This is a genomic window from Sphingobacterium sp. MAE (assembly GCF_056711605.1).
Genome location: NZ_CM160044.1, coordinates 4,505,690 through 4,530,197 on the forward strand (window position 1 = coordinate 4,505,690; position 24,508 = coordinate 4,530,197).

The 24,508-nt window shown below is 36.9% G+C and carries 19 protein-coding genes and 1 pseudogene; 9 read left to right on the forward strand and 11 right to left on the reverse strand.

What is annotated here, in order from left to right; genetic code table 11:
- Positions 1-37: 37 nt before the first annotated feature.
- Both bcp and AC06G9_RS19310 read left to right on the forward strand, forming a co-directional pair.
- Positions 38-499 carry a thioredoxin-dependent thiol peroxidase gene (gene bcp / locus AC06G9_RS19305; RefSeq protein ID WP_094773237.1) on the forward strand — a complete coding sequence of 154 codons (462 nt, stop codon included), beginning with the start codon at positions 38-40 and terminating at the stop codon, positions 497-499.
- 206 nt (positions 500-705) lie between these two features.
- A complete protein-coding gene (locus AC06G9_RS19310; RefSeq protein ID WP_094773236.1) occupies positions 706-2,175 on the forward strand; it encodes a glycine--tRNA ligase in 1,470 nt (489 codons plus the stop codon).
- 135 nt (positions 2,176-2,310) lie between these two features.
- On the opposite strand, the gene AC06G9_RS19315 is transcribed toward AC06G9_RS19310, so the two are convergent.
- From AC06G9_RS19315 to AC06G9_RS19350, 8 genes and pseudogenes are all read right to left on the reverse strand, one after another.
- Positions 2,311-3,759, reverse strand: coding sequence for a hypothetical protein (locus AC06G9_RS19315; protein ID WP_434438662.1), 1,449 nt, complete (start codon positions 3,757-3,759; stop codon positions 2,311-2,313).
- Between the two features lie 59 nt (positions 3,760-3,818).
- Positions 3,819-5,552, reverse strand: a complete 1,734-nt coding sequence (locus AC06G9_RS19320) for a M64 family metallopeptidase (protein ID WP_480956956.1) — start codon at positions 5,550-5,552, stop codon at positions 3,819-3,821.
- Between the two features lie 22 nt (positions 5,553-5,574).
- Positions 5,575-6,456, reverse strand: a complete 882-nt coding sequence (locus AC06G9_RS19325; RefSeq protein ID WP_045754457.1) for an AraC family transcriptional regulator — start codon at positions 6,454-6,456, stop codon at positions 5,575-5,577.
- Between the two features lie 82 nt (positions 6,457-6,538).
- The gene (locus tag AC06G9_RS19330; protein ID WP_248755552.1) at positions 6,539-6,787 is read right to left on the reverse strand and encodes a hypothetical protein; all 249 of its coding nucleotides are present in this window, start codon (positions 6,785-6,787) and stop codon (positions 6,539-6,541) included.
- Between the two features lie 12 nt (positions 6,788-6,799).
- A complete protein-coding gene (locus AC06G9_RS19335) occupies positions 6,800-6,982 on the reverse strand; it encodes a hypothetical protein (RefSeq protein ID WP_480956957.1) in 183 nt (60 codons plus the stop codon).
- Positions 6,983-7,193: 211 nt separating this feature from the next.
- Positions 7,194-7,412, reverse strand: a complete 219-nt coding sequence (locus AC06G9_RS19340) for a glycoside hydrolase family 95-like protein (RefSeq protein WP_480958195.1) — start codon at positions 7,410-7,412, stop codon at positions 7,194-7,196.
- Positions 7,413-7,418: 6 nt separating this feature from the next.
- Positions 7,419-9,542: pseudogene (locus tag AC06G9_RS19345) on the reverse strand (glycoside hydrolase family 95 protein); the annotation flags it as partial.
- A gap of 3 nt (positions 9,543-9,545) precedes the next feature.
- Positions 9,546-11,441 carry an alpha-L-fucosidase gene (locus tag AC06G9_RS19350; protein WP_480956958.1) on the reverse strand — a complete coding sequence of 632 codons (1,896 nt, stop codon included), beginning with the start codon at positions 11,439-11,441 and terminating at the stop codon, positions 9,546-9,548.
- A 223-nt stretch (positions 11,442-11,664) separates the two neighbouring features.
- Between AC06G9_RS19350 and AC06G9_RS19355 the strand changes: the two genes are divergently transcribed.
- Both AC06G9_RS19355 and AC06G9_RS19360 read left to right on the forward strand, forming a co-directional pair.
- Complete coding sequence (locus tag AC06G9_RS19355; protein ID WP_293925330.1) at positions 11,665-13,164, forward strand: catalase; 1,500 nt, start codon at positions 11,665-11,667, stop codon at positions 13,162-13,164.
- A 327-nt stretch (positions 13,165-13,491) separates the two neighbouring features.
- Positions 13,492-14,664, forward strand: a complete 1,173-nt coding sequence (locus AC06G9_RS19360; RefSeq protein ID WP_094773228.1) for a trans-sulfuration enzyme family protein — start codon at positions 13,492-13,494, stop codon at positions 14,662-14,664.
- A gap of 98 nt (positions 14,665-14,762) precedes the next feature.
- Here AC06G9_RS19360 and tpx read toward each other — a convergent pair whose 3' ends face one another.
- Positions 14,763-15,263: a thiol peroxidase gene (gene tpx / locus AC06G9_RS19365; RefSeq protein WP_480956959.1), complete on the reverse strand. Its 501-nt coding sequence runs from the start codon at positions 15,261-15,263 to the stop codon at positions 14,763-14,765.
- 183 nt (positions 15,264-15,446) lie between these two features.
- Between tpx and AC06G9_RS19370 the strand changes: the two genes are divergently transcribed.
- From AC06G9_RS19370 to AC06G9_RS19380, 3 genes are all read left to right on the forward strand, one after another.
- Positions 15,447-16,664, forward strand: coding sequence for an OmpP1/FadL family transporter (locus AC06G9_RS19370; protein ID WP_480956960.1), 1,218 nt, complete (start codon positions 15,447-15,449; stop codon positions 16,662-16,664).
- A 25-nt stretch (positions 16,665-16,689) separates the two neighbouring features.
- Positions 16,690-18,033: a G-D-S-L family lipolytic protein gene (locus AC06G9_RS19375; protein ID WP_480956961.1), complete on the forward strand. Its 1,344-nt coding sequence runs from the start codon at positions 16,690-16,692 to the stop codon at positions 18,031-18,033.
- A gap of 249 nt (positions 18,034-18,282) precedes the next feature.
- Positions 18,283-18,699, forward strand: coding sequence for an OsmC family protein (locus AC06G9_RS19380; RefSeq protein ID WP_480956962.1), 417 nt, complete (start codon positions 18,283-18,285; stop codon positions 18,697-18,699).
- 68 nt (positions 18,700-18,767) lie between these two features.
- Here the strand turns inward: AC06G9_RS19380 and AC06G9_RS19385 are convergent, their stop codons facing one another.
- Positions 18,768-21,143 carry an outer membrane beta-barrel family protein gene (locus AC06G9_RS19385; protein ID WP_480956963.1) on the reverse strand — a complete coding sequence of 792 codons (2,376 nt, stop codon included), beginning with the start codon at positions 21,141-21,143 and terminating at the stop codon, positions 18,768-18,770.
- Positions 21,144-21,352: 209 nt separating this feature from the next.
- Here AC06G9_RS19385 and AC06G9_RS19390 point away from each other — a divergent pair, with 209 nt between their 5' ends.
- Positions 21,353-22,594 (forward strand): sensor histidine kinase, encoded by a 1,242-nt coding sequence (locus AC06G9_RS19390; RefSeq protein WP_293925326.1) that lies wholly within the window; start codon positions 21,353-21,355, stop codon positions 22,592-22,594.
- Positions 22,584-23,258 (forward strand): response regulator transcription factor, encoded by a 675-nt coding sequence (locus tag AC06G9_RS19395; protein ID WP_248755545.1) that lies wholly within the window; start codon positions 22,584-22,586, stop codon positions 23,256-23,258. Before AC06G9_RS19390 ends, AC06G9_RS19395 begins: the two co-directional genes overlap by 11 nt.
- Positions 23,259-23,294: 36 nt before the next feature.
- Here AC06G9_RS19395 and AC06G9_RS19400 read toward each other — a convergent pair whose 3' ends face one another.
- Entirely contained in the window at positions 23,295-24,350 is a 1,056-nt protein-coding gene (locus AC06G9_RS19400) for a hypothetical protein (RefSeq protein WP_045753837.1), read from the reverse strand.
- Positions 24,351-24,508 lie beyond the last annotated feature (158 nt).

Here is a 24,508-nt window from a genome sequence, read left to right on the forward strand (position 1 = left end):
TCAGTATCTTAGTACGTAAGACTAATAATAATACCATATGGCAACACTAGAAGTAGGACAAAAAGCACCTGCAATAACGGCTAAAAACCAAAATGGAGAAAGCATTTCTTTGTCAGATTTTATGGGCACAAAAGTAATTTTGTATTTCTACCCAAAAGATAATACGCCAGGCTGCACGACAGAAGCTTGCAATTTTAGAGATAATTACCAGTCTCTAAAAAAGGAAGGTTTCGAAGTTATAGGTGTCAGTATTGATGGAGAAGCATCGCATCAAAAATTTATCAACAAGCATGAACTACCCTTTCAACTGCTGGTGGATGAAGACCAAAAAATTGTCAATGACTACGGCGTATGGGTCGAGAAAAACATGTACGGCAAAAAATACATGGGGACAGCGCGTACAACATTTGTCATTGATGAACAAGGAAATATTGCACATATTGTTAAGAAGGTAGATAATAAAAATGCCTCACAACAAATCCGTGATCTAATACAATAGAGAGCAGATAACCCTATTGCTGGTTCACAGAAAACACATGTGATATCGGCAACTTTGCCCCCCCTTTTGCAGGAATCATTTCAATTGCTGCAAAAGAGGCTTTTCACACAGATGGACGTATGCATTCATGTCGTACTAAAATCTAAATCGCAATATCTAAGCCCTACTATCTAAAATCTAAATACTAATATTTATATTTGCTACTTATGAGCAAACAAACAGACGACTTCTTTAAAAGTATAGTATCACACTCCAAGGAATATGGTTTTGTATTCCAATCGAGTGAAATATATGATGGCTTAAGTGCTGTCTATGACTACGGTCAATTAGGTTCTGAATTGAAAAATAACTTGAAGACCTATTGGTGGAAATCCATGGTGCAATTGAATGAAAACATTGTCGGTATCGATGCTGCTATTTTTATGCATCCAACGACTTGGAAAGCTTCAGGTCACGTGGATGGATTTAACGATCCCATGATCGACAATAAAGATTCTAAAAAACGTTATCGTGCTGATCAGTTGATCGAAGATAAAATAGCCCGTTACGAAGCGGATGGTAAAACGGATAAAGCAGCTGCTTTATTAGAAGCTTTAAACATTGCTTTAAACGCTGACGACCTTGCTGGTTTGAAAACAATTATTGAAGATCATAATATTGTTTGTCCTGTCTCTGGAACAAAAAACTGGACTGATGTTCGTCAATTCAACTTGATGTTTGCTACACAGATGGGAGCAATGGCCGATGGTGCTGAACAAGTATACTTACGTCCTGAAACTGCTCAAGGTATCTTTGTTAACTTCTTAAACGTGCAAAAAACTGGCCGTATGAAAATTCCTTTTGGAATCGCTCAGATCGGTAAAGCTTTCCGTAACGAAGTCATTGCGCGTCAATTTATCATGCGTATGCGTGAATTTGAACAAATGGAATTGCAATTTTTTGTTCGTCCAGGTACAGAAATGGAATGGTACAACAAATGGAAAGAAACTCGTCTTAAATGGCATTTAGCTTTAGGGTTTAACCCAGATAATTACCGTTACCACGATCATGATAAATTAGCACATTATGCTAATGCAGCAGTGGATATTGAATTCAATTTTCCATTTGGATTTAAAGAAGTAGAAGGTATTCATTCCCGTACAGATTTTGACTTGAAACAACACCAAGAGTTCTCTGGTAAAAAAATGCAATATTTTGATACCGAGATCAATCAAAATTATATCCCTTACGTGGTAGAGACATCGATTGGTTTAGATCGTTTGTTTTTAACGGTATTATGTAATTCATTGGTCCAAGAAGATCTTTCTACAGATGAAAAACAAGATTCCCGTGTTGTATTGAAATTCCCTCCTGCAATAGCACCGGTAAAAGCAGCTATCTTACCTTTAACCAAGAAAGATGGTCTTCCGGAGAAAGCGCGTGAGATTATGTCTGTTTTGAAATTAGACTACAATGTTCAATATGATGAAAAAGATTCAATAGGTAAACGTTACCGTCGTCAAGATGCTATTGGTACACCGATCTGTATTACAGTTGACCATCAATCATTAGAAGATAACATGGTTACTATTCGTCACCGTGATTCGATGCAACAAGAGCGTGTAGCAATTGCTGATCTGGAAAAATTTGTTTCTGACCTTGTGGGTTGGAATACTTTATTAAAAAAGGTTTTGTAATTGATAAAAGGATGTCGCTTCTTTGAAGTGTGCAATGCCCCCAAAAGTTAGACACTTTCTGGGGGCATTGCAGTTACACCCTTTTTTAACTGGTTTCTTTTGAGAACAACCTAGCCCATGCGGGTCTCTTCATTTTTAAAAATCGACATCTAGCTTGCCATTCCAGATTTCATTTTTTCGGATTGTAAATCCCTGAATAGGATCTAACCCGGCTAAGAGTAATCCTTTAAAAAGAACTTGCATATTGTTTTTAACATCAGTACTCAGCTCGAATGTCCGAATTATAGTGCCTTCAGCAAATACTTTCAGTTCATACTTAATGGATTGATCTGTTTCATGAAATCCCATAAATTGATTAAAATAAAACTTCTTGTTATTTGCTGTAAATTGTGGTTCTATCAGCAGGACACTGGCATCCATTTGGGTATTGCTGCTGTTACTAAAAGGGTAATAATAAAAGCTAGGATGTTTTTGCTGAATACGGATACTGTCAATATTACTTAAATCTTCGATATCCGTAAATTCGACATTAATCTCGCTAAAGATCCGATCTAATGTCAACACTCTTTCCATTGCTTTGCTCACCTCAAATGTATCTCTTGCAGCATAGATTTCCACTTCTTTTTCCTGAAATGAATTACTCATATAAAAACCATTTCGATGACCACTATTCGCAAAAACAATGGGACTATTGGAGTTTTTAGTCACTACACTCAAATAATAAGTTCCTAAAGGCAGGTCGATCTCAAAGGTTTCCTGAGCAGAGATTCCTCCTTGTTTAACCAATGCCTGACTTTCAGAATTATAAATATGATAATAGAGTTTATTTTTCAATACTGATCCATCGACCACTCCTGTTATCACTAAATTGTCCATTTTAAAGGTGCCAGTCGTGGGATTGTAGATGCTGCCAGTAGGTCTTTTGCCTTCAAATAAACGCAGACGAATCCAAACATCATTATTTTCTACGGTAGATATTCCAGTCAATGATTGGTTCACGGCAAATTTGGCGACACCATTATTTGTCAATTCAATTGGATAATGGAGGGTATCTGAAAGTGTAAAGAAAGACTTTCCGAGGTCGGTTGAATAGTCAATCAATATTGCTCGAGGTCCAGTTCCCGAGCTATTCACATCCATGCTCAAGATATGAAGAGATTCAATTTTTTGGACGGGCAGTTTTATCAGAACTGACTGTGCTCCTTTGAAGTTGATTGATTTGCCAGTCGTTGGCCATCCAGCTGTAAAGCTATAATCAACTTTACCGTTATTATAATCAATGATAGGTAAAGGATTAATTGCTATAGCAGGATCAGTGTTACCTAAATCAAAAGTCCACTGAAAGAGAATCTCTTCTTGTGCACTTCCTGCGACTTTTCCAGAGGCTAATTTCTTGACGGCACTGGTCTTTTGCAGTGGCGTTACCACGCTTTCAAAATCTTTAATCTTGAATTTTACGGCGAACACATTTTCTTCTAATTCATCTGAAATTTTCTTATTCTTTTGACATGATGAAGCAGCGGCTAATAAAAAGATGAATAATAAAGAAGATATGCTCAAATTAAATTGGGCATTCTTTTTCATAAAATATCTAAGGTTAGTTATACAACAATAACTTTAAAGATACTTATTACTTCTAAACATTAAAATTCAGGAATATTGATTTCCAATCTTTCACTACGACATGTTGTTAATTTATTAACTTTTAGCACATATACTTTAGATTTATTATCTGACTTATTCAAGACAAATTCATTGTTATTTCCTTTAGGACGCACATATTCGCCATTAAACTCATCCCATTCATACAACAATGTACCATCTTCGTTACACCATATGTAATTGTAACGATCATCATATTTTTCATCTAAAGAAATACGAATTTTACCTAATTTCTTATCTAACTTCAGCTTCGCACCACTAGGCTTTTCAATCATATCAAAAACTTTAACTAATACTTTGCTTCGAGGAGATGTCTTACCTTTCCACACACTTTCAACGAAATAACTAGTTGATTCTTTGACTTCATTCACACTCACATTAGGGCCAGAAGCAAAAGGAACATCTACTTGATTTTCACGATACCAATTGTACGTTAATCCGCGACTTGCCTGTTTGATAGTCAATACCTGTCCACCATTAAAACAGGTCTCCAACGTATCTCCCCAATTGGATAATGGGGCGCTAAGTTCACGATCTTTATTATTGGTAATCGACCATACTGCTTCGTATTGATGGCTATGGTGGTCATCGATCCGAACTAAAGACGTTGTATCTTTCACAACCGCTTTTAATTGATTGTCTCCCAATTGAAGCATCCCTACATTCAAATAAATCGAATCGATGTTTTGATCAATTAAAAGATCGTTGAGATACCATTTCACATCCAATGTATTGGGAGATGGTTTTAATAATTTTAGCGTAAAAACAGACATACTACTATCTGCATCTATTAGTTTACTCTCTACTGGCAAGGTCGCGACGATTGGATTCGTCTTCTGGTGTATCGTTTCCACAAAAACTTCTTGACATACCGCACAAAATGGAGCTACCAAATATTGCATTTTACAAAATTCATGAGGTCTAAACCAAGTAGACTTTGATCCTGTTCCGCCATAAGCATACACGCCAATACCTTGCGTACCCACCCAATGCTTCCAAGGCACTTTTGTTGGATCGGATTCTTGACTACGATTGGGTCCCTCTATGGCATACTGATTACCAGCCCAGTACTCATCTGCCAGAATAGAGAATGAATGACCGATCTCATGTACTGCAATATCATTGCTCATAAAGTTAACTGTAGCAGTCGCATACTTACCACCAGAACCTCCATAAAAGGGAGAGTTGACCAAAATTACAACTTGTGTATAATTTGGAATATGATCTTTCAACACCTGATCGATGACCCGATATTTCTGGGGAACGACCAATCGATGTAATCCTCCATTATCAAAGCTACTTCCAAATATGGTATTGGGAGAGGCAACAGGAACGGGATATTTTTTTGTAAACTTATTAAATCGCGCAGGATATTTACTCAAATCTGTATGGCCATGCACACAGTCACTCGCGCTACAGGCATGTGCTGCACCAGATTCTGGTGAAGGTGTTTTGACTGCAAACACATTAAAATAATTACTGTATTGACGAAAAGGTTCTGTCTGAAAGAAATAATCCGTGAAACGTTTGGCATCTTCTTCAAAATCTGTCAATTGTGCTTGTGTATAACCATCGCCTAAAATTACGAGGTTCACTACCTTTTGATCGGTTCCTTGATACTGCAACGTATCTATGGCATAACGTTGTGCAAAACAACTTGGAAAGAAAAGAAAAAGGAAAAAGCTTAAAAATAAGGGTTGTAATTTGATATTCATGAATATAGGGTATGGATGAGTATTAGTTCATGTCTTTTATTTTATGTTGTACTAAGTATTCACTTGGAGAGAGTTTAGTGATTTTTTTAAAAACGCGATTAAAATTGACCACATTATTAAAACCTGTTTTAAAAGCGATATCCGATACATTTTCCGATAGACCATGGATCAACATTTTACAGGCTTGTTCGATACGAATCTCGTTAAGAAAGGTGATATAAGTCTTTCGCGTATGTTTCTTAAAATATTTACAAAATGCGTGCGGGGTCATATGAGCAACTCCCGAAATATCTTCTAGCGATATCTTTTGCTCAAAATGCTTAAATGTATATTGAAAAATCTCATTAATACGTATCCCTTCTGCATCAGAATACTTTTTCTGTGGAATCCCAGTATATAGCGATGTCCAAAGATCTACTTTTTCAGTAAGGTAATCGATTAAACTGACAAATGCAGTTAACCGTTCTACTCCGTCTGCTTCATTAATCTGTAAGAATTTTCGTTTGATCGCAGGGTTTGATCCTGCATCTAACTTTTTACTTACATTGATATTTTCCAGAAAGAAACGAACTTCTTCCAATTCTGGTAATTGCAAAAAATCTCTGAATCTGTTGTAATCGAAGAAAATATGAATGGCATGAATTTGTTCTTTTAATAAGGGATCTGGGATCAATTCCGAACGTTGAAACATATGTGGTTCATTGGCATCAACAATATAAATTTCATCTTGTTTGAATTGATGCGTAAAATTGCCAATCAAAAAAGTACCCTCTCCTTTTAAGATGTATGTGAGTTGAATTTCTTTATGCCGATGATAGTTACTGTAGAACTCCACCAACAGATCCTCTTGTACACAAACAGAGCCCTGATTTGGAACAGGAACGGTAAATTGAACAACTTTCATGATCAAAAAAAACTAAAAAAAAACAGATATTGTTTAATTATTCAAATTTAAACAATATAATAGACAATAATCGTAAATCCATTTATAATTTATTTTTTAGTTTTTTCATGAAATCAGGCAAAGTTGGATCTGCCCCAACCAGCTCAATAATCGCTCGTGTTTTGGGATCTATCCACAAATAACGAGGTGTAGCAACAACGTCATAGCTGTTTTTAATAAAATCACGATCCGTCACATTTAACAAATAGCTGTTTGACCCAAGTCCTATAAGATGGTTACTTTTTCGCCAACGTTCATCATCTTCATCATCGGTCAAATAAACAACCTGCACCCCCATTTTACTTCATGCAGCTTCTTTTTTTAACAAAACTGGCAAATCCATTTTCGAATTCTTACCCTTACTCGACCAGATCGCAACAATAATCATCTTTCCAGCAAGAAATTGATCAAATTTTAGTGAATCACCTTTTAAATTCCGTGACGTTATTTCGGGAAAAACGGGCATGTTTTCATAGAAATTTTTCATGTGTTCCACTTTATTTAGTGCTGCTTGAAAGTAAGGATGTTCTTGGAGATCACACCCCCTTTTTTCTTTTGTACTTGTTTTGTATCTAAGTCACAAGCACCCAAAAAGATGATAAAAAAAATAATGCAACGAAAAACGGATAGGTTCATAAAAAAATTGGTTGTAGATTACACTTAAATCTACAACCAATTTACATAAATTTATTTACTAATTATTTTATTGTATAATTTTGATATTCTGAACCATTTAATACTTTAAGGACCGTATTTTTTGGTCCACCAATCTCATAGTGGATCACCTTGCCATCTTTCCATGTCATATCCACCGTATAGTTACCTCTAGCCTTTAATCCTTTTACAGCTCCATCTTTCCACGCTTTGGGTAGAGCAGGTAGTAAATGAATAAAGCCTGCGTGGCTTTGAAGAAGCATCTCAGCAATTCCTGCTGAACCTCCAAAATTACCATCTATTTGAAATGGAGGATGTGCACAGAACAAATTTGGGTAAGTACCTGCTCCAACTCCTTGGTAAGTCGTTTCATTAACAAATGCGGGTTTTAGCAGTTGTCTTAATATCTCTAGGGAATGATCGCCATCCTGCAATCTCGCCCAAAATAAAATCTTCCAAGCGCGTGACCATCCTGTGCCTTGATCTCCTCTTACTTCTAGCGTCTTACGAGCTGCGTCTGCCCAAGATTTATCTTTTTGAGGCGAGATAAAATTAGCCGGATACAGGCCATACAAATGTGATACATGACGATGCTGTGGCTCTACTTCTTCGTAATCGGCTAACCATTCTTGAACACGGCCGCTTTTGCTCACCACTACCGCTGGTGGAATTTGACTTAATTTTTCCTTTAACTTGTGGATAAAAGGATCGTTCATCTGTAACAAACTATCTGCCTGAATTAAATTACCATACAGCTCTCTAACAATCTGATTATCGATCGTAGGCCCCATTACTACGGAAGCGACTTCACCATTAGGAAGACGGAATCCATTTTCTGGAGAAACGGACGGTGAAGTAACCAGCCAGCCTGTCTCTGGATCTTTCACTAAGATATAATCGTAAAATTCAGCTGCTCCTTTTAATACAGGATATACTTCTTTTAAATAGGCTTTATCCTGCGTAAATAGGTAGTGTTCCCAAAGATGATTACACAACCATCCTGAAGCTGTACTCGATCCCCAAGATGCATTTTCTCCTGGAGCTGAGTAACCCCAGACGTTTGTCATCATATAAACAACCCATCCTGGTGCATTGTAATAAGCTTTAGCTGTTTTTTCACCTGTCTTTGCAATACGTTTGATCATTGCTATAAAGGGTTTATGATATTCAGAAAGATTACTGACTTCAACTCCCCAGTGATTCATTTGTGCATTGATATTTAAGTGATAATCTCCATTCCAAGGTGTTTGGATCTGATGCGCCCATAACCCCTGTAAATTTGGAGGTAATGCATTTTTGTGATCTGGAGCTGTGCTTGAAATACTCAAGTAACGACCAAACTGAAAGTACAATGCCGCCAATCCATTATCCAAAGCTGGATTTTCAAAAAATTGATGTAAACGTTGCGGAGTCGGCGTATCGACCTTAAGCTGATGATCTGCAATGTTTAAAGTAACACGATCAAATTTCTTTGCATAAGCTTTTTTATGATTGCTATATAGTGTACTATTAGCTTTTTTTTCAACAGCTAAGATATCCTTACCGACAACCGTTTGTGGATCGGTACCATAATAATTTGTACTTGCTGCGAAAAGGACTGTAGCTTCATCAGCACCTGTCAAAATTAACTGTTTTCCATTATCCGTCAATCTCCCTCCCTTAAAGCTGATCTTAACCTTACTGGCAAACTGTAAGTTTTTGCTTCCTTTACCATCTGGTAAAGAACCTAATAAAACAATTTCACCATTTTTAATCTCATAAGAATCAATATTTTCCGATCTTTCCAGAGCAACAGCAAAACTGATACTTTTTTTCTGAGAAGCAGTTAAATGTATCACGCCTACATTTTGATCAAAAGAAGTGTAATAAGTTCTCTTGTAGTCTACTCCCGAAGAAGTGAAAGAAGTATGTGCAGTAGCGTTTCCAATATTTAATGATCGTTCATAATTAGAAATATGCTATGCATCCACTTCAAAATTAAATTTTAAAAATCCAAAATTCTGATAACAACCATATGGTGCATTCGCACCTGCTCCAAAAGCAGACCCCTGTCCGTTACAGACAAAGTTCTTATTCACCAGATCCTCAACCTCTTTATTCTTCCCTGCTATCAATAATTTTTGAATCTCGCTAACACTTTTATATGCATCATAATTATTGGGATCTTCAGCTGAGCCCGACCACATAGAAATCTCATTTAACACCAAGGATTCGGACTTAATTCCACCATCTGGCATCATTCCTATCAATCCATTTCCTAATGGCAGCGTTTCTTCCCATCGAGTAGCTGGTTTATCGTACCACATCGTTAGACCATCTCTTTTTTGTGCATACGCTTGTAGAGAGGTGATCGATAACAGAGCCAATAAGGTTGATTTAGTTGTAAATTTCATTTTTTATTTAAAATATAATTCAAATTCTGCTACTGTGAAGACATCTTTCGTTAACGTTTCAGTTGGAACAAATTTGATGTATTTTGCCTTTAAGACATCATCAAAAATGATCTGTTGTAAAATGGGATTTGCTTTAATGTTGGAAAACTCACCCTCTTTCACCATTTCCCATTGTTGCTTGTTGTGACTGGTATAGATCTTATACTTGGTCGCTGTACCCGCTGTTTGTCCATCTTGACGCGGTAAGTAACCGAGTCCTAAGACATCACTTTTCAATTCGAAAACAAATCCCTTTTTATATGCTTGTACGGAGGCAAAAGTTTCGCTCTTACCATCAAGTGCCTTTGCTGATTGGGAAAAAGAATTAACTGTAAACTCCCTTGCATTTAATTTTTTAAATCCTGCACCTTCAAATTCAAAGTCTTCATTATACTCTTTATATAATCCAAAATCACTTACCGTAATAGCGACTGGAGCAAACAACTGAACCCGCAGTTCATCGGTCGTAACCGGATTTTCCAATTTCATCAATCGATTAGCGCCAATACTTGTAGCCTTTGTCAATGTCACCCATTGGCCATTCACTTTTTGCTCTACCAAAACACTATCAAGTCGTTGACCGAGTTTAATATTTTCTCGTATCTGAATAATATCAAAGGTTTGTTTACCATTCAACTTTATTTCTAATGAAGCTTGATGCTCATCATCGTTTGTCGCCCAATAGCTATAGCGATCATCATCGAGGATATACGATGTTCCATACTCTTGAATGGAGTGCTCACGAATAGCAGATGCTTTAATTTGAGCATCTTTTGCTAAATTGGTTTTAAAAGTTTTATCGACCTTTTTTCCAAATGCCGCCAAAGATTTGACATCATTGTCATGCAATTGACCTGATGGCATAGGAGCCAGCCCAAGATTCATATTCGCACCACGCCCGACAGATTTTAAATAGATTTCAAATAGCTGATTTGGTGTTTTCACCTGAGCATCTTGTTCTGCATGATAAAACCAGCCTGGTCTTTGCGGAACATCACATTCAGCAGGAATCCAATATTTTCCATTTCGAACTCCAGATGTCAATGTTTTTTCATTAACTAATCCGGGAACTGCTTTTTTCCCATCTAAGCCTTCTGGTGTAAAAGTTGCCCATGAGGTTTCTCCTGCAAATCCCTTTTCATTTCCGACCCATCGCATATCGGGACCAACATCACTAAAGATCATGGCCATGGGCTGCAACTTGCGTACGATAGGCCAAGTTTTTTCTTCCCATGCATAATAGGTATTGCGATCGATGGTTCTTTTCTCTTTCAATCCACCGTAATAACCATCACCTCCATTGGCTCCGTCGTGCCATGAAGTAAACAATTCTCCATAATTAGACATTAATTCCGTCAATTGTGCCCGATAAGCCTCCGCATATTCGACAGTACCATAGCGCATATCGTTGCGATCCCATGCGGAAAGATATACACCAAATTTCATCTTATTGGCATGCGTTGCTAACATAAAATCTTTGACCATATCACCTTTACCTTGTTTCCAAGGTGAAGCTGCCACACTATATGTTGTGGTTGCGGTCGGCCACAGACAAAAGCCATCATGATGCTTAGCAACAGAAATCAAGCCCTTAAAACCAGCGGAAGCTGCTGCTCTTGCAATTTGATTCGAATCAAATTGAGTTGGATTAAAGATAGCCGGATCGGCATCACCGTATCCCCACTCCTTATTTTGAAAGGTAGTTGGTGTATAATGAATTAGGCAGTAAGTCTCCATTTCATGCCATTTCAGTTGTCGTTCGGAAGGTATAGCCCCATATGGTTTCGGAGGATTTACAGGTTCAGATGGCAAAATACTACCATGTACAAAGAGTAAACTAGAGAAAAGAAATGTTAACATATATCTAGAGAATAGGTTTTAAATCTTAAATATAGTTTTATTTTGGAGTAATAAAAATTTGATAAAACCATTTTTCCTAAGCAATCGATTGATTAAAGTAATTTAAAAAATAATTCATTGATCATTAATATTGATACGTCATCAAGATTATCAATAAGATAAGCCCGTCCATTTCGTCTAAATTTGTCTAACAACAAAGAGATAGAAACTAATAATACGAGCAATGGAAAATAACAGCCACAAAAAAATTACAACAGCATCGGGAGCTCCTGTTGTCAACTATGAAGACACGATGACGGTTGGACCTAGAGGTCCGGTGCTTTTACAGGATTACTTTCTACATGAAAAATTAGCTCATTTTAATCGAGAGCGTATCCCAGAAAGAATTGTACATGCCAAAGGTTCTGGCGCATATGGCACATTTACAGTAACGCATGATATCTCCCAATATACAAGAGCAAAACTTTTTAATGGAATTGGCAAGCAAACGAAATTATTTATTCGCTTTTCCACTGTGGGTGGAGAAAGAGGATCTGCAGATTCGGAACGCGATCCGCGTGGATTTGCAGTCAAGTTCTATACAGAAGATGGAAACTATGATTTAGTAGGCAACAATACTCCTGTTTTCTTTATTAAAGATGCAAAAAAATTCCCTGACTTTATCCATACACAAAAAAGAGATCCTTATACGAATTGCAAATCGCCAACCATGATGTGGGACTTCTGGTCACTAAATCCGGAGTCTCTGCACCAAGTGACGACTTTAATGTCGGATCGTGGTACACCGTATGGCTATAGACATATGCATGGCTACGGAAGTCACACGTACTCGATGATCAATGCAAAAAATGAATTGGTGTATGTTAAATTTCACTTTAGGACACAGCAGGGCATCAAGAATCTCACTGCTGCTGAGGCAGATGAGATGCGTGCTAAAGATATGGACTATGCGCAACGTGATCTGCATGCCGCAATTGAAAAGGGTGATTTTCCAAAATGGAAACTTTATATTCAAGTTATGACCGTATCGGAAACAAAAACTTTCCGCTGGAATCCATTTGACTTAACAAAAGTATGGTCGCAAAAAGAGTATCCACTTATTGAAGTTGGAGAAATGGAACTAAACCAAAACCCTAATAATTACTTTGCTCATGTGGAACAAGTTGCTTTTGCTCCAGCACATGTGGTAGATGGTATTAGTTTTTCTCCAGATAAAATGCTGCAGGGTCGCATTCTATCTTATCCTGATGCACAACGTTACCGTTTGGGGGGTAATTATGAGCAAATTCCGGTAAACCAATGTCCTTTTATGACCAATAATTATCAACGTGATGGTCAGATGACTGTCAATGGAAATCAAGGCTCTGCTCCAAATTATTATCCCAACAGTTTTGATAGCAACTACCAAGATCAAGCTTACAAAGAGCCTGCATTACAATTGGATAGTGTGGTGGCCGATCATTATGACCGCAACGCCCCTGGTGAAGACGATCACTATACGCAACCAGGTGATCTGTACCGTTTATTAGATGAAGAGCAAAAACAACATCTTATTGAAAATATTGTTGGTGCAATGTCTGGAATCGAAGGTCCAAAAAGAGATGAAATTATCATGCGCCAGTTGTGCCATTGGTTTAGAGCTGATATGAATCTTGGTCTTGGTATTGCTAAAGGTCTAGGATTTTCTATGGATCAAATGGCTAAACATATGCCGCAGAAATAAAAAATGAGATGATCCAGATTAAAGAAGCGGAACGGTGACCGCACATTTCCGCTTCTTTAATATCCATAATAAAACATAAATACTCCGATCTTCTATTACAAATCATACTTATCCTAGCTTTTTAATAGTATTAATTTAGACTTCACCGATTTTAGATAAATGAACATAAATAGCACGTCAATCGATTTAACTGTATGATAGGCAATTATTTCAGATTACAATCTGAAATAATTTAAAAACTTCAGTTGTTCTGATGATTATTTTTTATACAATTTTATTGGATTAAATATAAAAAATAAAATTTACAACTTGTACCTTTACGTTATCATGAACAAAGATCAATCTAAAATCATACGCGAACAAGCCGATCGTTCTGCAACACGTGAGCATTCGGTACCTCTATATTTAACCTCAAGTTTTATCTTTGATAGTGCTGAGCAGGGTAGAGCTATTTTTGCTGAAGAAGAGCAAGGAATGGTGTATTCACGTTATGCAAATCCTAATACTTCTGAACTTATTAATAAAGTTTGTATCCTAGAGGGTGCAGAGGCAGGCCTATCTTTTTCTTCAGGAATGGCAGCTGTGTTTGCTTCTTTTGCGGGCATTATTGAAAGTGGAGACCATATTGTTTCTTCTCGTGCTATTTTTGGTTCCACACATCAATTGTTTACACAATTGTTTCCACGTTGGGGAGTGACAACAACCTATGTGGATGCAGTCGATCCTGAAGAGTGGGAAAAAGCAATTCGACCGAATACAAAAATTATATTCTTAGAATCACCATCTAATCCAGGTCTTGAATTGGTTGATCTGGAGTGGTTAGGTTCTTTGAAGAAAAAGTATCCCCATATTATATTGGCCATTGACAACTGCTTTGCAACGCCGTATTTACAAAAGCCTTTAAAGTATGGTTTTGACTTATCCATTCATTCGGCAACCAAGTACATGGATGGTCAAGGCCGCGTACTTGGTGGATTGGTAGTCGGTAAACAGGAATTGATCGATAAATTAATGTTTTTCATCCGTCATACAGGTCCTTCCCTATCACCTTTCAATGCATGGGTCATCTCCAAAAGTTTAGATACATTGGGATTACGTATGGATAGACATTGTAGCAATGCGCTCGCCTTGGCGACTGTTTTGGAGACACATCCTGAAATTGAAGATGTTAAATATCCTTTTCTTCCTTCACATCCACAATATGAATTAGCGAAGAAGCAAATGAAAGCTGGAGGTGGCATTGTCACATTTGTGGTTGCAGGTGGAAAAGAAAGGGCATTTAGATTCTTAGATGAATTAAACATGATCTTATATACTTCTAATTTAGGAGATGCAAGATCAATTGCTACTCATCCCGCATCAACCACACATTCTAAGTTAACGGAGGATGAACGTTTAAATCTCGGAATTAAACCTGGCAGCGTACGCTTGTCTGTTGGTTTAGAAGATCAAGAAGATATTATCCAAGATATATTGCAAGCATTAGAAAAAACAAAATAACAATAAAAGGGTGATCATTGTGATCACCCTTTTATTGTTATTGTAATTTTACAAAAGAGAATGTTTCACCTGCCATCCTCTTTATTTTATGGATACGACTACTTCAATGAAGCTAATGCTGCTTCGTAATTTGGTTCTTCTGTCACTTCTGCAACTTGCTCTTCGTACAATACTTTTCCATTTTCATCCAATGTAATGACTACACGGCTGAATAATCCTGCTAAAGGACCATCAGAAAAGCGTAATTGATAGGTTTCTGAAAAATTATTGTCTTTATACTCTGATAATGTAACTACATTATTCAAACCTTCTGCCGCACAGAAACGGCCTTGAGCGAATGGTAAATCTTTAGAAATACACAATACAACGGTATTTTCTAAACCTGACGCTGCTTGATTAAACGCACGAACTGACGCTGCACATGTTCCGGTATCGACACTTGGAAAAATATTTAATACTACTTTCTTTCCTTTATAATCTGCCAATGACTTATCGGATAAATCACCTGCTGTTAATTTAAAATCTGGAGCTTGACTTCCTACTGCAGGTAAATTTCCAACTGTATTTACTGCTCCGCCTTTGAATGTTACTGTTGCCATAATTAATTTTTTAGCAATTTAATGATTTATGTCTAATGTTGCCACAAAAATCACAATAATTAGTGGTCTTTCATTCAAAATAAATATTTATCAATATTTGCCAAAAAAATATCAAAAAACCACAAAAAATTACTATGTTAGCATTGTAATTGAAACACAAACGATAAACCAAATATGATGTATATGAAGAAGTTACTAATTACCCTACTTTGTGCATCCCCCTCCTTACTTTTTGCACAGGGATCTCAAGTTAATCTTCAGAGTCCAAAATCTGTGGGTATGGGCGGTGCAGGCTCTGCCTACTTTATAGATGAATCTTCTATTTTTTATAGTCCAGGAGCACTTTCAAAAATGAGTCACAATGCTATCTCTGTTAACGGAAATGGTGTTATGTTCAAATCTGCTTTTCAAGCAACAGGAAGTTCAGTAGTTGATCACACTAGAAATCAGATCACACCTCCCTTTTCTGTATTTGCGACAGTAGGTCCTAAAAACACGTGGTGGAAAGCTGGTATAGGTATCTATACACCTTACGGTGGTGCAGTGGATTGGGGAACAGGATGGACAGGTAAATACAGTTTAGTAAGTTTATCATTACGTGCGATCTATATACAACCAACTGTGAGTTTCAAATTAACGGACAACTTTAGTATTGGTGGTGGATTTGTTTACAATATTGGATCTGTCGATTTACAAAGTGCTATTCCTGTTTATTTCCAAGATGGAACATCTGGATTAGCAGAATTAAAGGGAACGGGAACTGGTACAGGCTATAATGTCGGGGTGCATTATAATTTAAATGAAGAATTTGCGATCTCGATGAGCTACCGTTCGAAAGTGTTGACAAAACTAAAAGATGGCGATGCGAAATTCACTGTACCTGAAGCGGCAGAAGGAACATTTCCGCGAGATAGCAAATTTAGTGCAGAACTTCCTCTTCCTTCTACTTTTGCCGTAGGTGTAACTTTCCCTATCAGTGAGAAGGTGAAAATGGCTGTAGATGGAACTGTGATCAATTATGACGTCTATAAGGAATTAAATTTTGATTATAGCGGAGCAAATACTCCAGATACACATTCTCCAAAGAATTATACAAAGGCAGGTTCTATAAAAGCGGGTATTGAATACCTACCATCAGAGAAATTACAACTTCGGATAGGTGGTGGATATATTGCAACTCCTGTAAGGAAAGATTATGTATATCCAGAAACTCCAGATAATAACCGCATATTGGTAGCTGGTGGTTTCACCTACAAAATGTCGCCTAAATTTGATTTGACAGGTTCATTTGCATACCAAAGAATATTACCCCGTGAAGCGAATAATGTCGACAGCCATCTATCGGGAACGTATACAACGAATATCTACGCACCAGGCATTGGTTTGACTTACAAATTTTAAGCATTTATACTAAAATGTTATGATCATGAAAAGAAGAAATCTATATATAGGAGTTGCATTAGCTATACTGAGTATCACAGCATGTAAACCAACTCTAGACGAATTTACTCCCTCTGCAGGAACAAAAGCTGATTTTAGCAAATATATTGCTATTGGAAACTCGCTATCTGCAGGATTTGCTGATGGAGGCTTATATCTAGAGGGGCAAAAAGTAGCTTTCCCTTTACTTATTGCTGAGCAACTTCAAAAAGTTGGTGGCGGAGAGTTTAAGTCTCCATTTTTTAGTGAAGAGCAGTCCAATGGTTCAGGTTATATCCGTCTAAAAGCACTCGTGAATGGCCAGCCAGTTACGGAACAGGTTGCGGATAAATTAGCTTATCGTTCGGCGACTCCCAAATTATTAATAAAATATACAGAGCCTATCAATAACTTAGGTGTACCGGGCATGCGTATGGATATGGCTTTTGCACCAGGTATAGGTACCGCTGCAGGAAATATGTACTTCGAACGTCTACTACCTGATGGTACTCCACCAACGATGAATTATTTTACCTACTCTACATCGCAAAATCATACGTTCTTCACTTTTTCTCTTGGAAATAATGATGCCTTAGGTTGGGCAACAAATGGCGGTGTTGTAAAAATTAATCCAACTACTAAAGAACCAGATCCAACCACTGTCTTAACAGCAACATCGACATTCGATGCTCGTTTAAACACTTATGTCACAGAACTCACTAAAGGTGGTCAAAAGGGTGTATTAGCGACCATACCGGATGTTACAGCAGTACCTTATTTTACAACGGTGACACGCGAACTTTTAATAGCAGGGGTGAATGCTGCCAATCCATCTGCTGGAGTTAAAGATATCTATATCAGAACAAAAAATGGAACTCGTGCTGCTACAAATGCCGATTATTTTATTTTACCTTTTTCATCAGCAGGATTGCTTGGTCGCACAGATATACCAGATGAAAAAACAAATATTGTAAATCCATATCCTTATGGACTTGATCCTAGAAATGGTGTAGGAGATCAATTTGTTTTAGATGTTACTGAAGCCGCGGAAGTAGTGGCTCGTGTCAATGCTTTCAATAAGACAATTAAATCGGTAGCTGCATCTAAAGGATTGGCTGTGGCAGATGTCAATGCGTTCTTAACTTCAGTAAAAAATGGAATCAGGATCGATGGTCTTGCTGTAAGTGCAAAATACATTACTGGTAACGGTTTTTCTTTGGATGGCATACATTTAACTCCCATTGGAAATGCATTGATGGCAAATGTATTTATTGAAGCTATAAACAAAACATATGGAGCTCAGGTTCCCAGGTTGAATATTTCTGACTTTAGAGGTGTAAAACTTCCGTAATATTAATACTAAATGGTTTGGTAAAAGGGTGTATCATAATTATGATCACCCTTTTTATTGTTTATCAATCGCCTATAGATCCTATCAACTCGATAGCACTAAACACAAGAAAATATGAAAAAGAATATGACGATGAAGCTGATATAGCTCACGTTAAAAGCATATAAATTGGTTTTTGTAATCCATGCGATTATATTGTTAATCAACGCAAAATTAGCTAAGTTTGTGTATACAACGAGGTACAGAAACATGAAAGTAACACTAAATCGCCAAAACAAAGCGGTACACTTTGAAGCCGCAAGTGAATTGTCTAATGTCAAAGTTCATATAGATGGCTCAGAAGCTATTGGAGGTGAAGGAAAAGGCGTGCGACCAATGGAGTTAGTCTTAATGGCTTTAGGTTCATGTAGTGTATTTGACCTTTCGTCGATCTTGACCAAACAACGTCAAGAGATTGAAGATATACAAGTGGAAGTCGAAGGAAAACGAAGAGAAGAAATTCCAAATATCTTTACGGATATTCACATTAGCTTCTATTTAAAAGGTAATATTGACGAGATCAAAGCCCAAAAAGCAGCAGAATTAGCAGTTAAAAAATATTGTTCTGTACATGATATGTTAGCAGCAGGTGGTGTTAATATCACCTATTCCCTGAAAATAAATTAAAGTGTTTTCAGCGATATTAAAACCCAGATTTCTGTGCAAATCTGGGTTTTAATATTTACTCATTTATCTTATAACCTCCCTTGTTCCTCTGTTTTTTTCGGCACATTGGCACTATTTTTAATTTTTTGATTACCAAAATGATAACGAAGTGTTACATTTACTTTACGTGTATCGCGATAATCGTTATAATAATTATTCTGGTCAGCATATTGTGATGATACTCGCTGCTTTTCAGTTTTAAAAATATCCATAAAGGAAAAGTTTACTTCAAATTTTTTATTAAAAAACTTCCGATTGGTCAATAGGTAGGTACTTGAGTAACCAGAAATCTTAAAAGGCCCCTGTATGGTAGGCGACTCAAAGGTATTGCCAATTTCCAAATTCCAATCGACATTTTTATTCAGCAGGAAAGTTGAGCTGACATTACCATTGGCCATCCACACCTGATTGCGGTATAACTCAAGATCTCTTCCTTGATAGTAGTTTACATTATACATTCCTTCCAATTGTGTATTTAAACTCCAGTTTTTCAACAGCTGGAAACTTTTACTCAAATCTACACCGGCACCTTGCCCTTTTTTAATATTTGTATACTGATAGATCAATTGATGATTGATATTATCCTGAATAGAAATCTCCATGGATGGCCACTGCTCATAACGATAGAACAAGTCCACATTCCAGTTCTCTTTTGTAAACATGATATTAAGATTGTGAATAATTGTGGCTCGCAACCGTGGATCTCCCTGAAAGTAAGAAAACAAATTATAATAAGACTTCGCAGGATTTAACCAGGAGTATGCTGGTCTGCTGATTCGTTTGCCATAGGAAAATCCCCACTGATATTCCTGATCTGTATGATATTGGGCATAGAATGTTGGAAAGAGTGCCCAATAATTTTGATGATTGCGGTCTGCAGGTTCAGAAACGATACCATTCAATGCCGTATTTTCCAAACGTAATCCTCCTTTCCAGCTCCATTTACCCCATTTATATTCCATAGACGCATAAGCGGCAAATTGCTGCTCATCGTAATCAAAAACGTTACTCTTATCAGCTCTTTCCTGAAAACTACCTCGTTCATCATCGAAAAACAATAAAGTACTTTTTGTTTTTACAGTACTAAATTTTCCTCCAAATTCTAGAGCGACCTTATTTAAATTTGCGGAAAAATCGAGTTGTGTTGATAACAGCTGATTTTGACTCGCATTATCACTTACAAACCGTGTGCTTGTCGGTTCCTGGTCTTTAAAATTTAAATCGGTCCATACATCTTGCAGATTAGATCTTCGATTTGTTGTAAAATATGACGACCAATTCGCATTCCAATTGGAATTTATCTTTTTGTTAACCTGTAAATACAGGTTATTGGTTTTCCGAGAATCTACATGGTCATTCTTCGTTAAATAAGAAGACTCCAGTTGACCATCCTTATTATATATAGAAGTCGGTACGCGATATACTCCAGCAGACTTGGGTCCGTAATAACCATTTAATCCTATAGCGATAGTCAAAGAGGTATCAGGTGTATAATCGAAAGAGAACACATAACTGTTTTGACTATTATTTTGATCGATGCGAGTCATGATACTTTCCCATGATGTTTGTTCATTGGGATAGTATACAAAATCAGTCCCATATCGCGCGTATGTCCCTCTCCCATAATTGTAGGTAGCACGCAGATTAATTTTTTCATTTTTATAATATTGTGTCAGTCCAAAGAGCTGTTTTGCATAGTTACTTTGCTCTGCCAAAGCCAACACCACTCCCCGGTATCCATAAAGTTGTGATTTGGTCATTTTGATATTGATGATTGTGCTCCCTTCTGCTTCATATTTTGCAGGTGGATTGGTGATGACCTCAATAGCTTGCACATCTGATCCCGCAGTATTCTCTAAGAGTGTCTTCAGCTCTTCTCCTGTCAGCATCACCTTTCTTTCATTGATCATGACTGCAACTTTCTTATCTCCACGGACAGCAATATTACTCCCCGTGAGCATCACCATAGGTGTCCGCTTTAAAATATCCCAACTATTCAATCCGGATAAATTACTGCCTTGGACATTAAACTCCAATCGATCAATCTTTCGAATGACTCGAGGACGCTTGCCGGTCACTTGTGCTTCTTCAAGTTTGGTTTCATTTGGACTGAGCTTGATCAACACCAATTTTTGCACGGTATCGGAACGAAAGTAGAGTTCTTGATTTTCGTAGTTTAAGTGAGATATTGCCAGCCTGTATAGATTTTTCTCTGCAATAGTATAGTCGAATCTACCTGCTGTATCTACCTGGGACGTGTATATTAATTTCCCTGCACTATCTAATAATACAACGGTAACATCTGTCAATGCACGTTCGCTTTGATCACAGACTTTAACAGCTAAACGCTTCCCTTGAGCCTGTCCAATAAAAGGTAATAATAAAAAAATAATAAGATACTTCATGCTTTTTTAATTGATGGTACAAAAGTGTCTCATGTCAGGGAAAACTTCGGTTAATGAAGGGTTAATGGAAGGTTAAGGTTCCATTTATTCAAAAGCGGAACTTATATTTGTATATGGAACTGAAGTCTAAAAACTATATTTATATTTTCGTTATCCTCTTTCTAGTCCTCATTGGTATCCAGACATATTTATTAATGAATTCTTTTCATTTGAAGAAACGGGAAATCTATTCAAAGACAAAAGAAAAATTAGGACAAATTGATGATACAGATGCATTATTTGATAACGATCTATTAAATAACCAAGATGCTACGGCTCATTATATCAATTTGGTCCAAGGGAACATTACACTTGCTCAACTAGAAAACAGTTATTCAGAAAAAGCAAAGCGGGCTCAACATGTACTGACTCATTATGTGGATAGTATATTCTCTCCATTAGGTCTTGAAGTAAAATTACAAAAAGAAATTCTACAGATCACTTTCAAAAACACCGAGCAAAAGCTATTGAATAATCCGATTGTGGTGTATAAAACGAACGGAAATCTCATGCATCCATTAGAGCTATCTTCGGGAACATGGGCTACGGAAAGAACGGTGAAACAATTGACAAAAGAGGAATCGGCAATAACCGTTGAACAAGAGGATAAACCATATAGTTTTCTTGTGCTTCGAAAATCAACTTTTGAAGTTGTTAATATCAATTGGGTTGTTTTCAAAGAATTGGCATTCCTACTACTGAATACACTTTTGATCCTAATAGCCCTACTGTTCTTATTTTATAAGACCTATCAAAATCTTAAAAAGCAACAGAAGAAAATTGGGCAGTTACATGACACTGTTGACAATATTTCGCATGAACTTAAAACACCTATTGCAACCCTAAAAGTCGCTTTAAAAACTTTAGAAAAACATCCCGACCCTACTATAATAGCAGTCATGACCAGACAATTGGAGCGCCTAGAACAGACTTTAGAGCCCCTGAATGAACCAAAAAAAGAAATTTCTAATATCGTGATCGCTAATCATCAGATAGCAACATTGCTATCCGATTTTAAGCTAGCACATCCTGATATCCACTTTGAAATGAACGATATTACAAAGGTGGTTATTCCGCTCAATGATGTTGATTTTAACACCATATTGGTGAATCTGATGGATAATAGTATCAAGTATGGTGCTACGCAATTGCATATATCCATCACAAATGATCAGAACCTATGCAAGATTCAAGTGCGTGATAATGGAATTGGGATAATTCAGAAGGAGATTCCTCATATTTTTGAAAAATTCTACCGCATACAAAAAAATAACATTCATGATACTAAAGGTTTAGGATTGGGTTTATATCTAATCAACAATATCGTGAACCGCCACCAAGGAAATATTCAAGTCAGTAGTAAACAGAATCAAGGAACCACATTTAATATTTCGATACCACATGAAAACTAAGCTTTTGTTAATCGAGGATGATCCTGATTTTGGCTTTATGCTGCAGCATTATCTACAACTTTCGGGATATGAAGTTCATTGGATGCAAAGTCCTGCTGAATTTTCGCTGTATGAAAATACACTTCCTTATGATTTGTTAATCATTGATGTAATGTTGCCTCTTAAAAGTGGGTTTACATTAGCGCAAGAAATAAAGGAACGTTTCCCTGAGTTTCCTTTTATTTTCTTAACTGCCAAAGAGCAAAAAATTGACAAATTAACCGGTCTAAAAATAGGTGCCGATGACTACATCACAAAACCCTGTGATCCAGAAGAGTTGGTATTGCGTATCCAAAATATCTTAAAGCGGAATAAAAAGAAAGAGCTCACGATCTCGATAACATTGGGCAGTTATCAGTTTTTTCCACAACGCTTAATCTTGTCTCATCCTTTCGAACAATTTAAATTAACAGAAAGGGAGGCCAAGCTCTTATTATTTCTAAGTAAGCGCTCGGGTTCTCTTGTGACACGGGAAGAAATTTTACAAGAAGTGTGGGGCACCAGTGATTTTTTCAATGGCCGTAGCATGGATGTATTTATTACACGGCTTCGAAAATACCTCAAACATGATGTAAGCTTGCAAATAACTTCTTCCCGAGGAGTTGGATTTACAATTTCATTCTGATCGGATTGCCCTTGGGTCGATCAAAAATTAGTGTACCTATCCATCAATACCTTCTTCGCGTTTTTGCCACAATTTCTCTGCCCAACGGCCCACAAACCAAAAGGATATCGCCAAGATGAGGAAGAAGATAGCACGATTGATATTATCCCATAGATACTCGACATAACGGGTATAGACATTCAATACAAAAAATACGAAACCGATTTCCCTGGTGGTATTATCTTTCATCTTTAAACCATAGATCACTAAACCTGCCGATACTGCAGTAGATAATAATCCCCAGTAGAATATATGATATTGTCGTACTAATGTCCACTCATAAAAATCCGAATAGTTGCCAAAAATAGAAAGGGACCACAATGAAACCATCAGATACAATAACCCAATGAGATAGCTGAGGGACTGAAATTCCATCAATTGCTTAAATCGTGGTTGTATGTATATAGCTACTAATGTTAAGACAAAACCAAAAATGGTAAAACGCAATGGATAATTCATTCCCCAGAACTTAAATCCCCAATCGCTATGGTAGGCTGTTTCTGTTGCAAACCAAATCCCTAAAGCGATGAGCATAAAAACCCATATCAGTTTTGACTTAAGGCGATTGGCGAGGTATCCATAGATGAGTACCGACAATAAAAATAGTAAAGAATAATGCATGCTATTTTTGTCCAGCACTTTACCTAAAAACCCAATACATGCTGCTGTTGCGAATACTCCGATGAGCATCATGGTTTCAATAGATAGATTTTTATTGGGAAATTTTGTTTTGTAACGAAATCCTAATGTATAAAATAAAACGGCTAGTGCAGCAAAGAATAAGCAAAACAAAATATTTGGTGCTTCATAAAGTGTATCGACAAATTTGAGAAAGGCTGTATCTGTCATCAAAGAAAATACGGCAAACACCAAAGAAGCCAGCGCAACCCAAAAAGCATAGCGTGCTAATCGTTTCCAATCAAAGCTTTTTACATCAATACTATTGACCATAGCACTAGCGGTTGATGCATCGATTATTTTCTCCTTTTCCCAAAATTGTATCGCTTCTTCTAAGGATTCTTTTTCTTGTTTAGTTACGTCTAATTTCTTCATATAAGTTGTGAAATGGCAAAGTACAAATTATACCCATTATTTAAGCTATAGATTTGCAATGTCGTGACAATAATAAAGATATGAGCACTGTTAAAGTTCATTAAAAATAAGTAATTTTGCATGTTTGCAGAAATTCATCTGCGTTTGGAAGAAAACAG